Source organism: Haoranjiania flava, from assembly GCF_025631005.1.
Classification (GTDB): domain Bacteria; phylum Bacteroidota; class Bacteroidia; order Chitinophagales; family Chitinophagaceae; genus Haoranjiania; species Haoranjiania flava.
Window position 1 is genome coordinate 12,436 of the sequence record NZ_JAOTPL010000024.1, and the last position, 16,981, is coordinate 29,416.

General features: G+C 43.1%; 16 protein-coding genes and 1 tRNA gene. 8 read left to right on the plus strand and 9 right to left on the minus strand.

The window, feature by feature from the left end; translation table 11 throughout:
• Positions 1-137: 137 nt before the first annotated feature.
• The 3 genes from OD355_RS12565 to OD355_RS12575 form a co-directional block, all read right to left on the minus strand.
• Entirely contained in the window at positions 138-1,535 is a 1,398-nt protein-coding gene (locus OD355_RS12565) for an SLC13 family permease (RefSeq protein ID WP_263038840.1), read from the minus strand.
• A 155-nt stretch (positions 1,536-1,690) separates the two neighbouring features.
• The gene (gene dnaJ / locus OD355_RS12570; protein ID WP_263038841.1) at positions 1,691-2,845 is read right to left on the minus strand and encodes a molecular chaperone DnaJ; all 1,155 of its coding nucleotides are present in this window, start codon (positions 2,843-2,845) and stop codon (positions 1,691-1,693) included.
• A 24-nt stretch (positions 2,846-2,869) separates the two neighbouring features.
• Complete coding sequence (locus tag OD355_RS12575; protein ID WP_263038842.1) at positions 2,870-3,475, minus strand: nucleotide exchange factor GrpE; 606 nt, start codon at positions 3,473-3,475, stop codon at positions 2,870-2,872.
• Positions 3,476-3,720: 245 nt separating this feature from the next.
• On the opposite strand from OD355_RS12575, the gene OD355_RS12580 reads away from it, so the two are divergent.
• From OD355_RS12580 to OD355_RS12590, 3 genes are read left to right on the plus strand one after another with little or no spacing between them, the layout of a single operon-like run.
• On the plus strand, positions 3,721-4,728 hold the full coding sequence (locus tag OD355_RS12580) for an NAD(P)/FAD-dependent oxidoreductase (protein WP_263038843.1): 1,008 nt from the start codon (positions 3,721-3,723) through the stop codon (positions 4,726-4,728).
• Positions 4,729-4,743: 15 nt separating this feature from the next.
• On the plus strand, positions 4,744-5,067 hold the full coding sequence (locus OD355_RS12585) for a (2Fe-2S)-binding protein (RefSeq protein ID WP_263038844.1): 324 nt from the start codon (positions 4,744-4,746) through the stop codon (positions 5,065-5,067).
• Positions 5,068-5,113: 46 nt separating this feature from the next.
• On the plus strand, positions 5,114-5,884 hold the full coding sequence (locus OD355_RS12590) for an MlaE family ABC transporter permease (protein WP_263038845.1): 771 nt from the start codon (positions 5,114-5,116) through the stop codon (positions 5,882-5,884).
• Between the two features lie 59 nt (positions 5,885-5,943).
• On the opposite strand, the gene OD355_RS12595 is transcribed toward OD355_RS12590, so the two are convergent.
• Positions 5,944-6,447: a DUF2911 domain-containing protein gene (locus OD355_RS12595; protein ID WP_263038846.1), complete on the minus strand. Its 504-nt coding sequence runs from the start codon at positions 6,445-6,447 to the stop codon at positions 5,944-5,946.
• Between the two features lie 383 nt (positions 6,448-6,830).
• Between OD355_RS12595 and cmk the strand changes: the two genes are divergently transcribed.
• On the plus strand, positions 6,831-7,511 hold the full coding sequence (cmk, locus tag OD355_RS12600; protein ID WP_263038847.1) for a (d)CMP kinase: 681 nt from the start codon (positions 6,831-6,833) through the stop codon (positions 7,509-7,511).
• 825 nt (positions 7,512-8,336) lie between these two features.
• Here the strand turns inward: cmk and OD355_RS12605 are convergent.
• The 3 genes from OD355_RS12605 to thrS form a co-directional block, all read right to left on the minus strand.
• Positions 8,337-9,059, minus strand: a complete 723-nt coding sequence (locus OD355_RS12605) for a DUF3307 domain-containing protein (protein WP_263038848.1) — start codon at positions 9,057-9,059, stop codon at positions 8,337-8,339.
• On the minus strand, positions 9,056-9,670 hold the full coding sequence (locus OD355_RS12610; protein WP_263038849.1) for a SatD family protein: 615 nt from the start codon (positions 9,668-9,670) through the stop codon (positions 9,056-9,058). The genes OD355_RS12605 and OD355_RS12610 overlap by 4 nt, the downstream gene beginning before the upstream one ends.
• A 94-nt stretch (positions 9,671-9,764) precedes the next feature.
• Positions 9,765-11,699, minus strand: coding sequence for a threonine--tRNA ligase (thrS, locus tag OD355_RS12615; protein WP_263038850.1), 1,935 nt, complete (start codon positions 11,697-11,699; stop codon positions 9,765-9,767).
• Between the two features lie 128 nt (positions 11,700-11,827).
• On the opposite strand from thrS, the gene OD355_RS12620 reads away from it, so the two are divergent.
• The 3 genes from OD355_RS12620 (at position 11,828) to OD355_RS12630 (ending at position 14,435) form a co-directional block, all read left to right on the plus strand.
• Positions 11,828-13,012 (plus strand): oxygenase MpaB family protein, encoded by a 1,185-nt coding sequence (locus tag OD355_RS12620; RefSeq protein ID WP_263038851.1) that lies wholly within the window; start codon positions 11,828-11,830, stop codon positions 13,010-13,012.
• A gap of 114 nt (positions 13,013-13,126) precedes the next feature.
• Complete coding sequence (locus OD355_RS12625) at positions 13,127-13,597, plus strand: hypothetical protein (protein WP_263038852.1); 471 nt, start codon at positions 13,127-13,129, stop codon at positions 13,595-13,597.
• Positions 13,598-13,607: 10 nt separating this feature from the next.
• Positions 13,608-14,435, plus strand: a complete 828-nt coding sequence (locus OD355_RS12630; protein ID WP_263038853.1) for a hypothetical protein — start codon at positions 13,608-13,610, stop codon at positions 14,433-14,435.
• Positions 14,436-14,467: 32 nt separating this feature from the next.
• Here the strand turns inward: OD355_RS12630 and rfbD are convergent, their stop codons facing one another.
• Together rfbD and OD355_RS12640 are read right to left on the minus strand one after the other, a co-directional pair.
• A complete protein-coding gene (rfbD, locus tag OD355_RS12635) occupies positions 14,468-15,334 on the minus strand; it encodes a dTDP-4-dehydrorhamnose reductase (protein ID WP_263038854.1) in 867 nt (288 codons plus the stop codon).
• Positions 15,335-15,350: 16 nt separating this feature from the next.
• The gene (locus OD355_RS12640; protein ID WP_263038855.1) at positions 15,351-16,475 is read right to left on the minus strand and encodes a DegT/DnrJ/EryC1/StrS family aminotransferase; all 1,125 of its coding nucleotides are present in this window, start codon (positions 16,473-16,475) and stop codon (positions 15,351-15,353) included.
• Positions 16,476-16,591: 116 nt separating this feature from the next.
• Here OD355_RS12640 and OD355_RS12645 point away from each other — a divergent pair.
• A tRNA-Arg gene (locus tag OD355_RS12645) sits at positions 16,592-16,665 on the plus strand.
• The last annotated feature ends 316 nt before the right edge of the window (positions 16,666-16,981 follow it).

Sequence of the window (16,981 nt, forward strand, 5' to 3'; positions counted from 1 at the left end):
AAATTCGGCCGGGAGCCGGAATTCTTAGGAGAGTTGCATATGTATAATAGTTTAAGAAAATCACTTCACCCTTCACATAACAAATATAATTAAAAAATTAAAAGAAAAAATATTTTTTTAAAATAACACGCTGATTATCAGCCACTACCCAGCCACCAAACCAGTGAGTAGCAAATAACGGGAGGGCCTGCAAGGATGGCGAATAATGCCACAAAAGAAAAGTGTTGCTGCTTAATGTAGCCTGTGGATAGAGCTATAGCATTAGGAGGTGTACTGATGGGCAGCAAGATGCCTAGCGAACAACACATGGCTGTGACCATGGATACGAGTATTACATCGTTGGGGATCAGTGTATTTACCAGTGGAATAAGGATGCTTGCAGTAGCCGTACTACTCATAAAGTTCGACAACATTACAGTAATGTAACCCATGAAAATAAGCGCAGACATTTTATTTTCAGGCAGGCTGATCTTGGAGGATGCATAGTCCAGAAGACCCGTGTTGGAAGCAGCCATGCCAAGCGTTAACCCGCCCGCCACCAGCAACAGCGTATCCCACGATATCAGCCGTATATGTTGCTGCTGAATTATACCCGAGATTGAAAGGATCATCATCGGCAGAAAGGATACGGCTGCAACTGGTATTTTAGTGATAGATGTGGTAAGCCATAAAGAAATAGTAATAAGCAGCGTAATGATCACGATCCATTCTTTGCGCGAAAGCTGCGATATTTCATAGTTGCTTTTGACCTTGGGTATAGAAGATACTTCCGGCTTGAAAACGTAAGACAAAATCAGCCAGGCTGCAAGCGTAAAAAACAGGCACAGCGGCATACCGATGCCGAACCAGTCCATATAGGATATATGCCGGCCCTGTGCAGAGGCTGCATCCGCAGCAATAGCATTAACGGGGCTGCCCGGAATGGTTGTCAACCCGCCGAAACTGGCTGCAAATGCCACGCCCAGCACCAGGCTCCTGTTAAAGGGCTCGTGCTTGCCCAGCCTCTGCAGCAGTGGCGTAATCACTGCGATCATCAGCGCGGCTGTAGCTGTGTTAGAGATAGCGATGGAAAAGAAAACAGTGAGCAGCATGACTCCCAACAGGAAGATGCGCGGTTTTGTACCAAACAGCTTAATGGAAAAGTTGGCTATACGCTTATCAAGCCCGGTAAGGTTGATGCCTAAAGAAACAAAGAAGCCGCCCATCATGATCCAGATCACAGGGCTCGCCCACGTGGAAGTATAGCTTTGCCAGTCTTCCGACACACCGCTCATAAGTGAAAATTCGTCGAGAAAATAAACCGAATAACCTATCACAAACATACTGACGGCAAACGGCGGGAATACATCAGCTACCCAAAAACCGATGGCCAGCAATACCAGCAGCATCACGTTGTAATTGTTGTCCGGAAAATCTTCCGGCATAAAGAAATTGAGGATAACCAGCGAAGCAAAAACAACTATAAAAAACAGCACAAGTTTGGACTTCCATTTAGCGGCATACGGATCATTTTCTTTCCAAACATCAGTACTCATACAAAGTCAGGCGTTTTCTCAAAAATAACGAATTATGCTCAGTAAACCTACTGGAAATGAAACAAAAAAAGCAAAAGAAACATATGGTTACACATGCATCTTTTGCTTTCTGTAAGAGATTATTTTTGCCGGCAACAGGCGTTGCGGCGAAACGGTTAACTGAAAATATCTTTTATTTTATCAAAAAAGTTTTTCTCTGTTTTCCCGGGATGAGGCTTAAAATTGTCGCTGTCCATCATTCTTTCCAGAGCATCTCTTTCCTCTTCTGAAACATGCTGTGGCGTCCAGATATTTACATGCACCAGCTGGTCTCCTCTGCCGTAACTGTTTATATCCGGGAAGCCTTTGCCCTTCAGGCGGAATATTTTTCCGCTCTGCGTTCCGGGCGGGATTTTTATTTTGGCCCTGCCGTCAATCGTTGGCACCTCAATGCTGGTGCCGAATACAGCTTCGGGGAAAGATATGTGCAATTCATAGCCTACGTTCATACCATCGCGCTGCAATTCAGCATGCTTTTCTTCTTCAATAAGAATAATGAGGTCGCCGCTTGTGCCGCCGCGCTCCCCGGCATTGCCTTTGCCGGACATACTCAGTTGCATGCCTTCCTGAACGCCTGCGGGAACTTTTATTTCTATGGTTTCATCACCATAGACCCTGCCTTCCCCTTTGCAGGAATGGCAGCTTGCTGTGATGGTAGATCCTTCGCCGTTACATGTAGGGCAAGTGGTTACGGTTTGCATTTGCCCCAGGAAAGTATTGGTCACCTGCCTCACCTGGCCGGAGCCATGGCAGGTACGGCACTCCTGTATGCTGCCCTTGTCTTTAGCGCCTGAACCGTTGCAGGTATTACAGGCTACATATTTTTTTACCTTGATGCTTTTGGTAACTCCGTTGGCAATCTCTTCATAAGTAAGTTTTATCTTTACGCGCAGGTTGTTGCCTCGTGTGCCTCTGCCACGCTGGCGGCTGGTATACCCGCCTCCACCGAAGAAATCCCCGAAGCCGCCACCGCCGAAAATATCACCGAAATGGCTGAATATATCATCCATATTCATACCTCCGGCGCCAAAGCCTTCTGTGCCAGGCCCGAAAGCCTGGTGGCCGTAGCGGTCGTATTTAGCACGCTTATTTTCGTCGCTCAATATTTCGTATGCTTCTGCAGCTTCCTTAAATTTGTTTTCTGCTTCCTTATCGCCCGGGTTCCTGTCGGGATGATATTTCATGGCAACCTTACGGTAAGCTTTTTTTATCTCGTCCGCTGTGGCAGATTTGGATACACTTAATATATCGTAGTAATCTCTTTTGCTCATTTTATTTTTCTTTCAGCACTAATTTTAATTGCCAACAACCACTTTCGGGAAGCGAATGATTTTATCGTTCAATGTGTAACCTTTCTGCACTTCATCAATAATTTTTCCGGTCATTTCCGGAGAAGGTGCAGGTACATTGGCAATGGCTTCATGCATTTCTGTATCGAAATCAGCATTAAGCGTATCAATGGATTTCACACCTTTAGCAGCCATCATGTTCCTGAATTTGTTGAATATCAGCATCACGCCTTCTTTCACATGGTCAAGATCGGTGTCCTGTTCAATTTGTTTCTCAGCCCTGTCCATGTCGTCCAGTATTTCAAGCATGGATATTAAAATATCTTTGCCGGCTGTCTGGATAATGTCCAGCTTTTCCTGGTTGGTTCTTCTTTTATAATTTTCAAATTCCGCCATCAGGCGCACATACTTGTTTTTCTGGTCATTGATTTCAGTTTGCAACTCGTCTATGAGCACATCATTTCCTTCATTCACATCGCCGCTGCTTTCAGCACTGTTGTCATCAACATTTTCATTCCCGGATGCAGGCTGATGCTCATTTGCAGTTTTGTCAACTTTTTCAGTGTTCTCTGCCATTTCTTCCATATTATTAGCGTGTTTTTTATGTTTCATATTCAGTGTTTTTTATTGTTGTTTCAGCTTTTATTATCTGTCAACTGTTTTTCTGATGAAAATCTCCCGTAAATGTCTTAAAATATTAATTTTTACCGTTATTGACTGATCTCCAGGCTGTTTGTTGAAGTATGAGGACAAATATAAAGCCACAGCAATTATTTAGGAAAAAATGACAGTTTTCAGAAATGTCAATGGATGTATTTCATTATTTCGGTTTATATTTGCAGGCGAAATTTAAAATAATGATTACAACAGATATTTGTATTATCGGCGCCGGTCCGGTGGGCTTGTTTACCGTGTTTGAAGCAGGACTTTTAAAAATGAGATGCCATTTGGTCGATTACCTTCCGCAGGTTGGCGGTCAACTTTCAGAGATTTATCCTCAAAAACCCATTTATGATATTCCCGGTTACCCTACCATCAATGCACAGGAACTGGTAGATAATCTGATGAAGCAGATTGAACCTTTTGCACCAACATTTACCTTAGGAGAAAGAGTGGAAGTGCTGGAAAAAAAAGACGATGGAAGCTTTCGCATGGTTACCAATGAAGGCACTGAAATACAATCAAAAGTAGTAGTGATAGCAGGCGGCCTCGGTGTATTTGAACCCAGAAAACCCGCCATAGACAGGCTGGAAGAATTTGAAAACGGTAAAGGTGTGGCTTACTTTGTAAAAACACCCGAATCTTACAGGGGAAAGAACGTAGTACTGGCCGGCGGCGGCGATTCTGCACTTGACTGGACTATTTACCTGGCAAATATTGCCAACAGGGTGACCTTGATACACAGAGGTGAAACCTTCCGCGGCGCTCCCGATTCTGCTGAAAAAGTTTTTGAAATGGCAAAAGCCGGTAAAATAGACCTGATACTAAAATCCAATCTTTCTGCGGTTAAAGGCGATGCACACCTGGAAGAAGTAATCTATGTTAACGGTCATGGTGCATCGGAAAGCATCAAAGCCGACTACCTGATACCTTTGTTCGGGCTTACGCCTAAACTTGGCCCCATAGCCGACTGGAACCTGGAAATAGACAGAACAGCTATTGAGGTAGACACTTTTGATTATTCCACCAACGTGCCCGGCATTTTTGCCGTAGGCGATATCAATACCTATCCGGGCAAACTAAAACTGATCCTGTGCGGCTTCCATGAGGCTGCGCTGATGTGCCAGAGCGCCTTTAAATTTGTGTACCCCGATCAGAAATTGAGTTTTAAATATACTACCGTTAACGGAGTGAATGCTTTTTAAAGAATTAAAAATAAGATGGTAAAGTTTACAGTTGAAGACAGAGACGGAAGCCGCCAGGAAGTAGAAGTGCCAGAAGATATGGGCCTGAACCTGATGGAAACTTTAAAAGCATTTGAATATAATATACTGGCTACCTGCGGCGGCATAGCATTATGCGCCACATGCCATGTAAAGCTTTTGGGTGGCGGAGAAAATCTGCCGGAAGTAGGCGATGCCGAAGGCCAGATGCTCGATACGCTGATGGACTCTGAAAGCAACAGCCGCCTTGCCTGCCAGCTAAAAGTAGATGATACCCTGCAGGGATGTATTTTTAAAATATGTGGAGACGAACATGAATAGTTTTGGTTGAAATCTCTATATTTACTTTTAAAAACAAACCAATCCTTTGATCAACAGATCAACTATACGCAAATTCGGCTTCGACCTTTTTCATGAGTTCGGTGATTATGTTATGCTCTTGCGCAAAACAATTTCCCGCCCCGACAATATAAAAATGTTCTGGAAAGAATTCATGAAGCAGTGCAAGATCATTGGGGTGGAATCTGTACCTATTGTTTTTATTATCTCTTTTTTCATCGGAATGGTTATGACCCTCCAGGCTGCTTATATGCTGGAGATGCCTATGGTACCCAGGTCTATCATTGCTACAATAGTACGCGATACCGTAATGCTGGAACTGGCGCCAAGCGGTGTAGGCGCCATCATTGCGTGTGTGGTAGGTTTTAAAATCACTTCAGAGCTGGGATACATGCGTATCTATGAACAGATTGATGCCTTGAAAGTAATGGGTGTAAATACTTATTCCTACCTTATTACGCCGAAAATCCTGGCTACACTGGTTACGGTTCCTGCACTTATCATTTATTCCATCACGCTTAGTATGGTGGGCGGTTATGTTATTTCGCTGATGACCACAGCTTTGTCGCCCAACGACTTTGTTACCGGCCTGATCATAGATTTTAAGCCGTTTACGCTTTGGGTAGCCATTATCAAGATCATGGTTTTCTCTTTTGTTATTTCAAGCATTTCCTGCTTCTTCGGATATACTTTTTACGGCAGCACCGTAGAGCTCAGCAAACGCTGCACTTTCACGGTTTCGCTGAATTGTATTGCCCTGCTTGTTTTTGACTATATTATTACAGCAGCAATGCTATAAAAAAAGACCGTTGCGCAACAAACAGCAACAGTCTTGCTATAGAAATCTCTCTCCGTTAATTATTTTACTTTAAAATTAATCTGCATTTTCTCCCAGTCAATGCTTACCGTGCCGTTTTTCCTGATATCAATGGTGAGCTGCTCCGTAGATCTTTTGGCTTGCCTGGTAGGTACTTTTATGCGTAGTGCATCAAAATCCTCATCATACTTTGTACCCCACTGATCCCAGTTCTTATTGAATATCACAGTGGTTTGTGTTTTGGCGGGGATGGTATACAAGCTATATTTACCGGCCGGCAACCTTTTGCCCTCGATTGTCAAATCACTATCAGTCTCAAACGTTGTAGCTTCATTAGCTCCTGTGCGCCAGACCTCGCCAAAAGTAATGATGTCTTTCAGTGCACGCTCGCGCAACGTGGGGCGGCTATAGACAATCTTTATGGTTTTTCCGCCACGGATCTCCGTAGATACACTATCCATAGGGCTCAGCCTGGGTTTTTTCTGCGCATTGGCATCAACCGTAAAAAATGAGAGTAGAATAAAAAATGTAAATAAATGTTTCATCCGTTTATATTTTATGTTTTTAATGGCCGGATGGAATTACGCATTAATACTCCTTAATTGGAATTAGATGATGCTTCATTTCATCCGTATATATTTTTATGTTTTCAATGGCCGGATAGAATTACGTATAAATAATCCTTAGTTAAAATTGGATTATGCTTCATGTCAGCCATATGTTTTTTATGTTTTTAATTGCTCCCGGTAATTATCGGGTATGGAATATTTAATGTTTCAATTCTGCCAAAATAAAATTCGTATGTATATTATCATATCCCGATTGATCAATTCAACGTTTATTAGTTAAAATTAAGCATTGTTACGATTCTAAAAAGTTTTATTTAATTTTAAAATGTACTATCTTTACCTCACTACAATATACATTAATGAAAAATATAATAATTACGGTTGATGGCTATTCTTCCTGCGGTAAAAGCACTTTAGCACGAGCCTTAGCCCAAGAGCTGAATTATATTTTCATTGATAGCGGAGCCATGTACCGCGCTATAACGCTTTATTTTCTCAACAACCAGATAGACATATTTGACGACCATGAACTGGAAAAAGCTTTAAGGAATATCAATCTGAAATTTCAGTACGATCCTGTTTCCGGTTCTTCTCATATCCACCTCAATGGTGTGAATGTAGAAAATGAGATCCGGAAAATGAATGTGAGCAACGCTGTAAGCAAGGTTGCTGCCCTGGAGAAAGTAAGAGATTTTGCAGTGGAAATGCAGCGTAAAATGGGCCGCTCAAAAGGCATTGTAATGGACGGCAGAGATATCGGCACAACTGTTTTCCCTAAAGCAGAACTGAAAGTGTTTATGACCGCCGATAAAAATATACGGGTAAAAAGACGCTACGATGAGCTGAAACAAAAAACCGGCTACGCCAATCTTAACGATGTGATCCGGAATATAGAAAACCGAGACCACCTGGATACTACCCGTAAAATAAGCCCGCTGCGCCAGGCTGAAGATGCGGTGGTTTTAGATAATTCTGAACTCAATGCCGAGGAACAACTTGCCATAGTGCTGCAATGGGCAAAAGAAAAAATTAACGGGTAATGCTCCAAATTTACAAGCGAGCACCTCATGCCAGTGTTCCGAAGCTGGCGCAAGTGTCCACTTGTGCCAGGATTTTAGACAAGGTCGTAGTTCTTTTCTATAAACTTTTTCTTGATACTTACGCCTCCGTTATTCGTAGCGTTATTGCCACGAATTTCTTTTTCCGAAGCTGGCGCAAGTGTCCACTTGTGCCAGGAGTTTAAACAAGGTCGTAGTTCTTTCTCTAACTTTTTTCTTGATACTTTACGCCTCTGTTATTCGCAGCGTCATTGCCACAAATTTCTTTCTCCGAAGCTGGCGCAAGTGTCCACTTGTGCCAGGAGCCTAAACAAGGTCGTAGTTCTTTTCTATAAACTTTTTCTTGATACTTACGCCTCCGTTATTCGTAGTGTTATTGCCACAAATTTCTTTCTTCGAAGCTGGCGCAAGTGTCCACTTGTGCCAGGAGTTTAGACAAGGTCTTAGTTCTTTTCTCTAACTTTTTTCTTGATACTTTACCCTTCTGTTATTCTTGGCGTCATCGCCACGAATTTCTTTCTCCGAAGCTGGCGCAAGTGTCCACTTGTGCCAGGAGTTTAAACAAGGTCGTAGTTCTTTTCTCTAAACTTTTTCTTGATACTTTACGCTTCCGTTATTCGCAGCGTCATTGCCACGAATTTCTTTCTCCGAAGCTGGCGCAAGTGTCCACTTGTGCCAGGAGTTTAAACAAGGTCGTAGTTCTTTCTCCAACTTTTTTCTTGATACTTTACGCTCAAGTGCTCGCGCAGCATGAAAGTTTTAAGATTACTTCTCAGCAATCCAACCAGGCTTATTCTATAAAAGGAATTAAATACCGCTTAAATAATCTACCAGTATCGCCGTTGCAATGGCCATGCCGAAGCTAAACAGTGTGCCGATGAGTATGTATTCGGTAAGCTTCCTGTCCTGCGCCTGTTTCAGGTCACTGAAACGGAATACAGACTTCGCTGTAATCAGAAAACCCACACCTTCCCAGTGATTCGTAAGGATCAGCCCAAACACCAGGAACCTTTCAAGAATACCAATAATTTTTCCTGCATTTTGCAGCGACCTTGTCTGCAGTTCCTCTGATTTTATCAATGTAAAATCTGTCCATTTGGAAATAAAAGTGCGCACGATAATGGATGCCGGGTTGCTTAAAAAGACAAAGCCCGTAACGATCAATAGTGTATGTTTGTTCAACAGGTCAACCTCGCTTATAACCACTTTCTCCCGGATGATAACAGCACATATCAGCACTAAAACATGTATGAACTGATCCAGGAAAAAATACAGCCTCCGGTTTTCTTTTTTCTGATAACGCAACTTTAAAAAATCGGTAACGCCATGCAAAACACTGATCCCTGCTGCCATGGGAATAAACGAAAGATCCCATACAAACAGCATGATCAGTAAAAAATGTATAAGTACATGAAGATAGAGCTTTGTGCTTTTATGCTTATGCTGCTCTTTCTCTGTAACCCATTTATCAGGCTGCAAAAAGAAGTCACCGATCAGGTGGGCCAATAGTAGTTTGAGCAGTAAGATCATGCAGGCAGTTGTTTTACCCGGTGAATATAATGTTGGTTCAGCTCCATCAACAGATCAAAGTTAGCACGTTTTCGCCGCTGGCTTACTGCAGATTGATTGATGTTTAAAATCTCTGCTATTTCCAGTTGTGTTCTTTCGCTATGCTCCAGCAATGTACTTACAATTTCGCAGGAAACGGCAGACCATTCATCCATGAACGTGGAAGCAAATTTAAAGAACAGGTTCATTTCCGCATCAAATTCTGCAAAGTCAGATTGTATCGCCAGGTTAACATTCTCGGCTTTCAGCGCATCTAATTTCCTGCCTGAATGTACAAAGGCAGAGCCATTAGCCTCCGTGATCTTGCGGGCATGATAACTCTTCTCCCCCAGCCCGATGGCTATGCGCACATCTACATTGTCCAGTTTTTTTACTACAGATTTCAGGTGAATGCTTGCAACGAAAGCCGCTTCCCCATCTTTCAGCGCCAGCTGGAACTGGTCGCCACGGTATATTTCCCAGTCTCCGGGAGATTTACCGAAGCCTTTGAAGAAATCTTTTAGTGTCTTCATCAACACTGCTGATGAAGCTCTTTCGGAATTAATAATATCGCCGCTGATTACTGCTATCATAACACGAATATAAGCAAAATCACTAATAATCCGGATTATTAGCAAAATCGCTAATAATTTTAAATATTAGCTGTAGAGCTAATAATTTTCACGATCAGGCTAATTTTTCATTAACTTCCTGTTGAATGTGTGCGGCAAAGTCTTCGACAGGTTTAGCGCCCAAGTCGCCGACAGACTGTTTGCGCACGCCAACAGTATTGCTCTCCATTTCTTTTTCACCAACGATGAGCATGTACGGAATCTTCTGCAATTCGGTATCGCGTATTTTCTTACCGATCTTTTCCTGGCGGTCGTCAATTTCTACGCGGATATCCTGTTTATGCAATATATCTTTTACCTGATTGGCATAGTCCATAAACTTATCGGATATAGGCAATATCTTCACCTGGGTGGGTACCAGCCAGAGCGGCAATTTGCCACCACAATGCTCTAAAAGCACAGCCACAAAGCGTTCCATGCTGCCGAAAGGTGCACGGTGTATCATCACGGGGCGCTTGCGGGTATTGTCACTGTCTACATACTCCAGTTCAAACCTTTCAGGCAGGCCGTAATCTACCTGTATGGTGCCTAACTGCCAGCTTCTGCCAATGGCATCCTTTACCATAAAGTCCAGCTTAGGACCGTAAAAGGCAGCCTCGCCATACGCTTCCACTGTTCTTAAACCTCTTTCTGCAGCCGCCTCGCGGATGGCATTCTCGGCAATATCCCAGTTTTCTTCGGCGCCTATATATTTGCTCCTGTCTTCTTTATCGCGCAGGGAGACTTGTGCGGTAAAATCGCTGAAGCCTAATGAATTAAACACATACAGCACCAGGTCTATCACTTTTTTAAATTCTTCTTTCACCTGGTCGGGGCGGCAAAACAGGTGTGCATCGTCTTGGGTAAAGCCGCGCACGCGGGTAAGGCCATGCAGCTCTCCTGCCTGCTCGTACCTGTAAACCGTACCAAACTCTGCATAGCGCACCGGCAGGTCTTTGTAAGACTTAGGTGATGTTTTGTATATCTCGCAGTGATGCGGGCAGTTCATGGGTTTCAGCAAAAACTCCTCTCCTTCATGCGGTGTTTTGATCGGCTGGAAACTATCCTTGCCATACTTCTCGTAGTGGCCGGAGGTTTTGTATAAATTAATGTTGCCGATGTGCGGAGTGATCACCGGCAGATAGCCGCTTTCGATCTGGGCTTTTTGCAAAAATTGTTGCAGCCTTTCGCGCAGCATAGCGCCCTTGGGAAGCCATAAAGGCAGCCCTGCGCCCACCTTCTCACTGAAAGCAAATAACTCCAGTTCTTTGCCGAGCTTGCGGTGGTCGCGTTTCTTAGCCTCTTCCAGCATTGCCAGATGCTCTTCCAGTTCCTTGTTGGAAGGAAAAGTAACGCCGTAGATACGCGTAAGCATTTTATTTTTTTCATCACCGCGCCAGTAAGCGCCGGCAATATTCATCAGCCTGATGGCTTTGATGTATCCTGTGTTCGGAATGTGCGGACCGCGGCAGAGATCAGTAAAATCTCCCTGGGTATAGAAGGTAATGTTGCCATCTTCCAGCCCTTCGATCAGTTCTAATTTATAGGGATCATTTTTTTCGGTAAAATATGCCACAGCATCTGCCTTGGACACCTGTTTCCTGGAGAAGCGCTCTTTCTTAGAAGCGTGCTCCTTCATTTTCTTTTCTATTTTCGCAAGGTCTTCATCTGTAATTTTCTCATCACCCAGGTCAATATCATAATAGAAGCCATTGGCAATGGGAGGGCCTATGGCAAACTTGGTATCGGGATAAAACTCCTGGATCGCTTCTGCCATCAGGTGTGCAGACGAATGCCAGAAGGTAGATTTTCCGCCTTCATCATCCCAGGTAAGGAATTTAATGGTTCCATCTTCAGTGATAGGCTGGAAAGCATCGATCACTTTGCCGTTGAACTCTACTGCCAGCACTTTACGCATCAGCCCTTCGCTGATAGATTTAGCAACATCCAGCCCCGAAGCTCCATCGTCATAACTGCGTACCGCACCATCGGGGAAAGTAAGATTAATCATATAACATTAAAATTGTGTGTAATGAGATTTAAGTTGCAAAGATAAAAATTTGAAACAAGAATATCAGCTTTAATTAGTTTATATAAATAGGCTATGGTTTTTGGTTTGGAATTTGTGGAAACAGCAGTATGCAGCTCAGCCCCAAATTTCATCAGACAGAAGCTTTTAAAAAATTCTGGCAGCAAGGCAACGGTAAAGAAATGATCGCATTCAGCGGTGCGCAACCTTCTTTGGAGGGATTTGAAAAATATGCTCATCTTTATTACCACACTGATTTAGCAGGCGATGCAGCAGCACGTGAAACCCTGATGAACATGTCATTCCCGGCAGCCATGCGCATGATCACCGCCGCTGCAGGGGAAAATATTTCGCAGGAAAGCAGCCTTCCGCCCGGGTTAAAGCATATGTTGCTGCAAATGCAGCAGGAACCCGCATGGCTCAACCGCGATTTGCTTGAGCGAGGCGCTGAACTGTGCCGGAGGGCAGGCTTGAATGCATTGATCGTTTTACGCGATTTTACTTTAATGGGCGGATATAACTACGCCTACCTGAACAAGCCTTTGATCTTTACCGAAGCTTTGAAGAAAGGTGCAGTAAAGCGGCTGACCGACACGCTTGATTTCTGGGTAAACGTTACCCGCCAAGATGCTTTGAATACACATGGAAAAGGTTACGCAGCCTGTGTAAAAACAAGGGTGATACACGCCTACTCGCGACTGATGATACAGGAAATGATACAAGACTGGGACACACGCGAATGGGGAAAGCCCATCAACAGTTGGGATATGATAGCTACCTACATTGGCTTCAGCCTCACATTTTTGCTGGGATTGAAGAAACTCAATGTACGCTTTTCTGCAGAAGAAGAAGCAGGCGTTTTCCATTTATGGAAATATATCGGCTACCTGCTGGGCATACCGGCAGCGTATATTCCTGAAAATGCTAAAGATGCAACCGCGCAATTTTACTTATGGACAAGCATACAACCCGTGGCTGACGCAGATTCTGTGATGCTGGCACATGCGCTCCTGAATGAAAGCCTTGAATCAACCATTTATAAATACAGGTATCAAAGGAAACGGCTTCGCTACCTGCATATCTGCTGCAACTGGTTCCTGCTTGATAAAGAAACCAATAAACGGCTGAATATACCGGATGTTGCCTTTAAAAAACTTTTCCCTTCCTTTTTGCGATCCGTGAACAGGAACATGCAAAAGCTTAGCAGGGAAGCACAGTTGAAAAAGGGGCATAATGCCCAGCTGAAAGTGCTGGCAGATTACCTGCGAACGGCCCCTGAACATTTTTCTGCATAATAATTGTAGCACTTTGCATAAGGATTACGTAATAGGTTTAGCTAATAGGTAATTGAGCTGAAACTTTCAACAGCAGTAAAATCAAAAACATTAAAAACACAATAAAACAAAAGCATGGTATATTCTCCACACAGCATAAAAATGTTCGTGTTCACGCTGATTTCAGCAGTTTTTTTCTTTTCGTGCTCGCAGGTAAAAAACTCAGCTGAAAGTGAAGATATTGTTTTACATATCGGTTCTACCTGCGGCTGGTGTGCGGGCACGGATTCGCTATATATTTCTTATCCTAAACTGCACTACGAATACAAAGCGGGTTGCGGTGAAAAAGGACTAGTTAAGGACTCCACTATCAGTAAAGAGGACTGGAACGGCCTGGTAGCAACACTGGACATGGCAGCTTTCAATAAAATTACCCTGAATACCTGTGCAGTCTGCGCCGATGGCTGCGATACCTGGATATCGGTGAGGAAAGGAAACGCTTACCACAAAATTACATTCGATGATATAGATCATGAGCAATTAAATCCAGTACGCAAGTTTGTCGAGAGGTTAATAGCTCTTAAGAAAAAAACAGGAGTACGATAAAACCGAGGAAATGAAAAACTTTTACAAATTCGTGATGCTGGTTTTAATATTAACAGCCGGATGCAGTCAGCATAACAACGAGGAACAGGAAAATGATACTTTACCTATCAACAGCTCACAAGTACAGCCCACAGCTGAAAAAAATATTTACGAGGGCTCAGCTGTTATTGCTGAACGCATCAACGGCCCGGCAAACATCCGCGATAAAGCAAATGGAAAGATCATTTTTACATTAAATGACAGTACACTTGTAACTGCCACAGAAGCACGGGACGGATGGCACAACATCGGCATTACAGCAGAAAGCAATATCAAAGATGTAAACTATGACACACTGAAAGCCGGCGCAAAGATCATTGTTGAAGGCAAGGTTGTGGGCGAAGTAATGACGGATATTTATGCTCCTAAATCTTCTGACGGGAAAGTTGCCTGGGCGGAACTTACCGGCTACACACATAAAGATAATATCTATGCCTATTCAGTAATTGAGAACGCGCTGACTGAATACATAAGAACTCTGAAAGACAGGAATATAGACGGTTTCAGGCCATTCATCAAAAGCTTTGCTATGGAAGACTATGATGTGCTGAATCCCTACCTCATGTATTTTAATTATGAAAACTGGATAGATGATCCTTCACCCATGCCACGCGTGATCCTGGTATTTCATGAAAAAAAATTAATAGGCGTAGCGCACAGCAGGGATTTAGAATTACCGGATACAGTCAAAGATACACTGGAAAGGGGCTTTAAGGTAATGTTCTATAAAGATATACCTGAAGCCGTAAGATCAGACTTTAAAAAGAAGTTCAATAACTTTATCACCCAGGTAGATTAAGAGCTGTGGCAGGATTCAGATTTTTTTTAAGTTTACGTAACAGGCGCCAGTATCTGCATACAATTCCGCAGGCTTTCTTTCCAGTCTTTCAGTACAACATCATAGTCTTCTACAATTTTTGTTTTATCCAGAACCGAATAGTATGGGCGCTTTGCGGGCGTGGGGAACTGTGAGGAAGGTATAGCATTTACCCTGCAGGTAAGGCCCGCAATATTTTTTATCTCTTCAGCAAAATCATACCAGGAAATAATTCCCTCATTGGTAAAATGATAGGTGCCGTATATTTTATTATCGCTTAAAATAATTTTTATAATGGCTTTGGCCAGGTCTCTCGCATACGTTGGCGTACCTACCTGGTCACTGACTACGCTGATCTCCTCGCGCTCACTCATCAACCTCAGCATTGTTTTTACAAAATTGGCCCCGAAACTGCTGTAGACCCATGCGGTACGGATCACGATAGTTTTGGGATTCTTTTCAAAAGCCAGCACCTCGCCGTCTCTTTTTGTCAATCCGTAATAATTCAACGGATCTGTGGGTTCATCAGGCTTATAGGGTGTTTTGCCGTTACCGTCAAAGACATAATCCGTAGAAATATGAATTAAAACCGTATCATTATTCTTACAATTATCTGCAATAATACCCACTGCCGTAGCGTTGATTTTTTCAGCCATATCCCTGTCAGTCTCTGCTTTATCTACCGCAGTATACGCTCCGCAACTAATAAAATATGCAGGCTTATATTCTTCAAAAACGGCATCAATGCTATCTTTACTGCTCAGATCCATTTCATCTCTATCAACAAATACCCAGCGGTACTGCGGGTAGGAAAAATGCAGCAATTGCAATTCGCTGCCTAACTGGCCGTCTCTTCCTGTAATTAAAATTGTTGGCTTCACGGTATATTTTTTTAGTTTAATTAATGTATTCCAGTACACTACGGGTTATATATTTCAATTGCTCTTCATCCATTTCGGTATGTATCGGCAATGATATGACGCGCTCTGTAAGATAGTCAGTCACAGGCAGGTCGTACGCTACGTTGAACTGCTGAAACATTTCCTGGCGATGCCCCGGCACCGGGTAATAAACCATAGCAGGAATCTGCTTGTGTGCCAAATGCTGCTGTAACCCAAATCTGTCGACGCCTTCCAGCACAAGCGTATACTGGTGAAACACATGCGTGGTATAAGGTGCAGGCCGGGGTGTAATGATTTTACGATTGCCGGCAAATGCGCTGTTGTAGTATGCAGCTACTTCATTGCGCGCTTTTGCATAGGCATCCAGGTGTTTTAATTTAATGTTCAGTACGGCAGCCTGAATGGTATCGAGCCTTGAATTGCAGCCGACTATTTCATGATAATATCTTTTATCAGAACCGTGGTTGGCAATTTTTTTAAGTTTAGCGGCCAGTATATCGTCATTTGTAAACATGGCGCCGCCATCGCCGTAGCAACCCAGGTTTTTTGCAGGAAAGAATGAGGTAGTACCCATGTGCCCGATCGTCCCGGCTTTGGCTATCTTTCCGTCAGCAAAAGTATAATCACAGCCGATAGCCTGGGCATTGTCTTCTACAACGTAGATGCCATGGCGGTTTGCCAAATCCATCAGCGGCTCCATATCCACCGACTGGCCGTAAAGATGTACCGGTACAATTGCTTTGGTTTTAGGCGTAATAGCTTTTTCAACCGATGCCATATTCATGCAGAAAGTGTCTTTGTCTACATCTACAAATACCGGTTTCAGCTTCAGCAAGGCAACAACTTCCGTAGTGGCTATAAACGTAAAAGACGGGGTAATCACTTCATCGCCGGGTTGCAGATCAAGCGCCATTAAGGCTATCTGCAAAGCATCTGTACCATTGGCACAGGGGATTACATGTTTTACGCCGAGGTAAGTTGCCAGCTGATCTGAGAAATCATGTACAGGCTGGCCATTAATAAAAGCGCTGCTTTCCAACACATCAATTACTGCCTTATCTACTTCATGTTTTATTTTGTGGTACTGGCTTTTCAGGTCGACCATCTGTATCGCTCTCATCGGTAATATTTTGGCGGTAAAGTTAGTAAAAAGCCATTGAGCTGCAAGAGCATAACAGTTTTAAAACTTTTTTGGAATATAGTTTTTAAAAATTTATTTTTGCAAACCTTAAAACAGGTCCGATAGCTCAGCTGGATAGAGCAACTGCCTTCTAAGCAGTAGGTCTCAGGTTCGAATCCTGATCGGATCACACGTCAAAGCCGCATAAACAGTACGTTTGGCGGCTTTTACATTGTAGCCAATTACAAAATGCCATTTTTATAACAATATATAACCTTGTTTAGCAAATTTATGGCTCAAATTTGGCTCACCCTATGGCTCACAAAATTCATTCATGTGTTAATATTTAATTTTTTCTGTTTGCCACATGGAATAACCAAAACCTTAATTCTTTATTATCATTCCGGTTGGTATAGATTCCTAATTTTTATGGCTATTTCATGTATTTATTTCGTGCGCCGATTGCGGCTGTTTTTAATGGTCGCATGGAATAGCCTTTATTCATC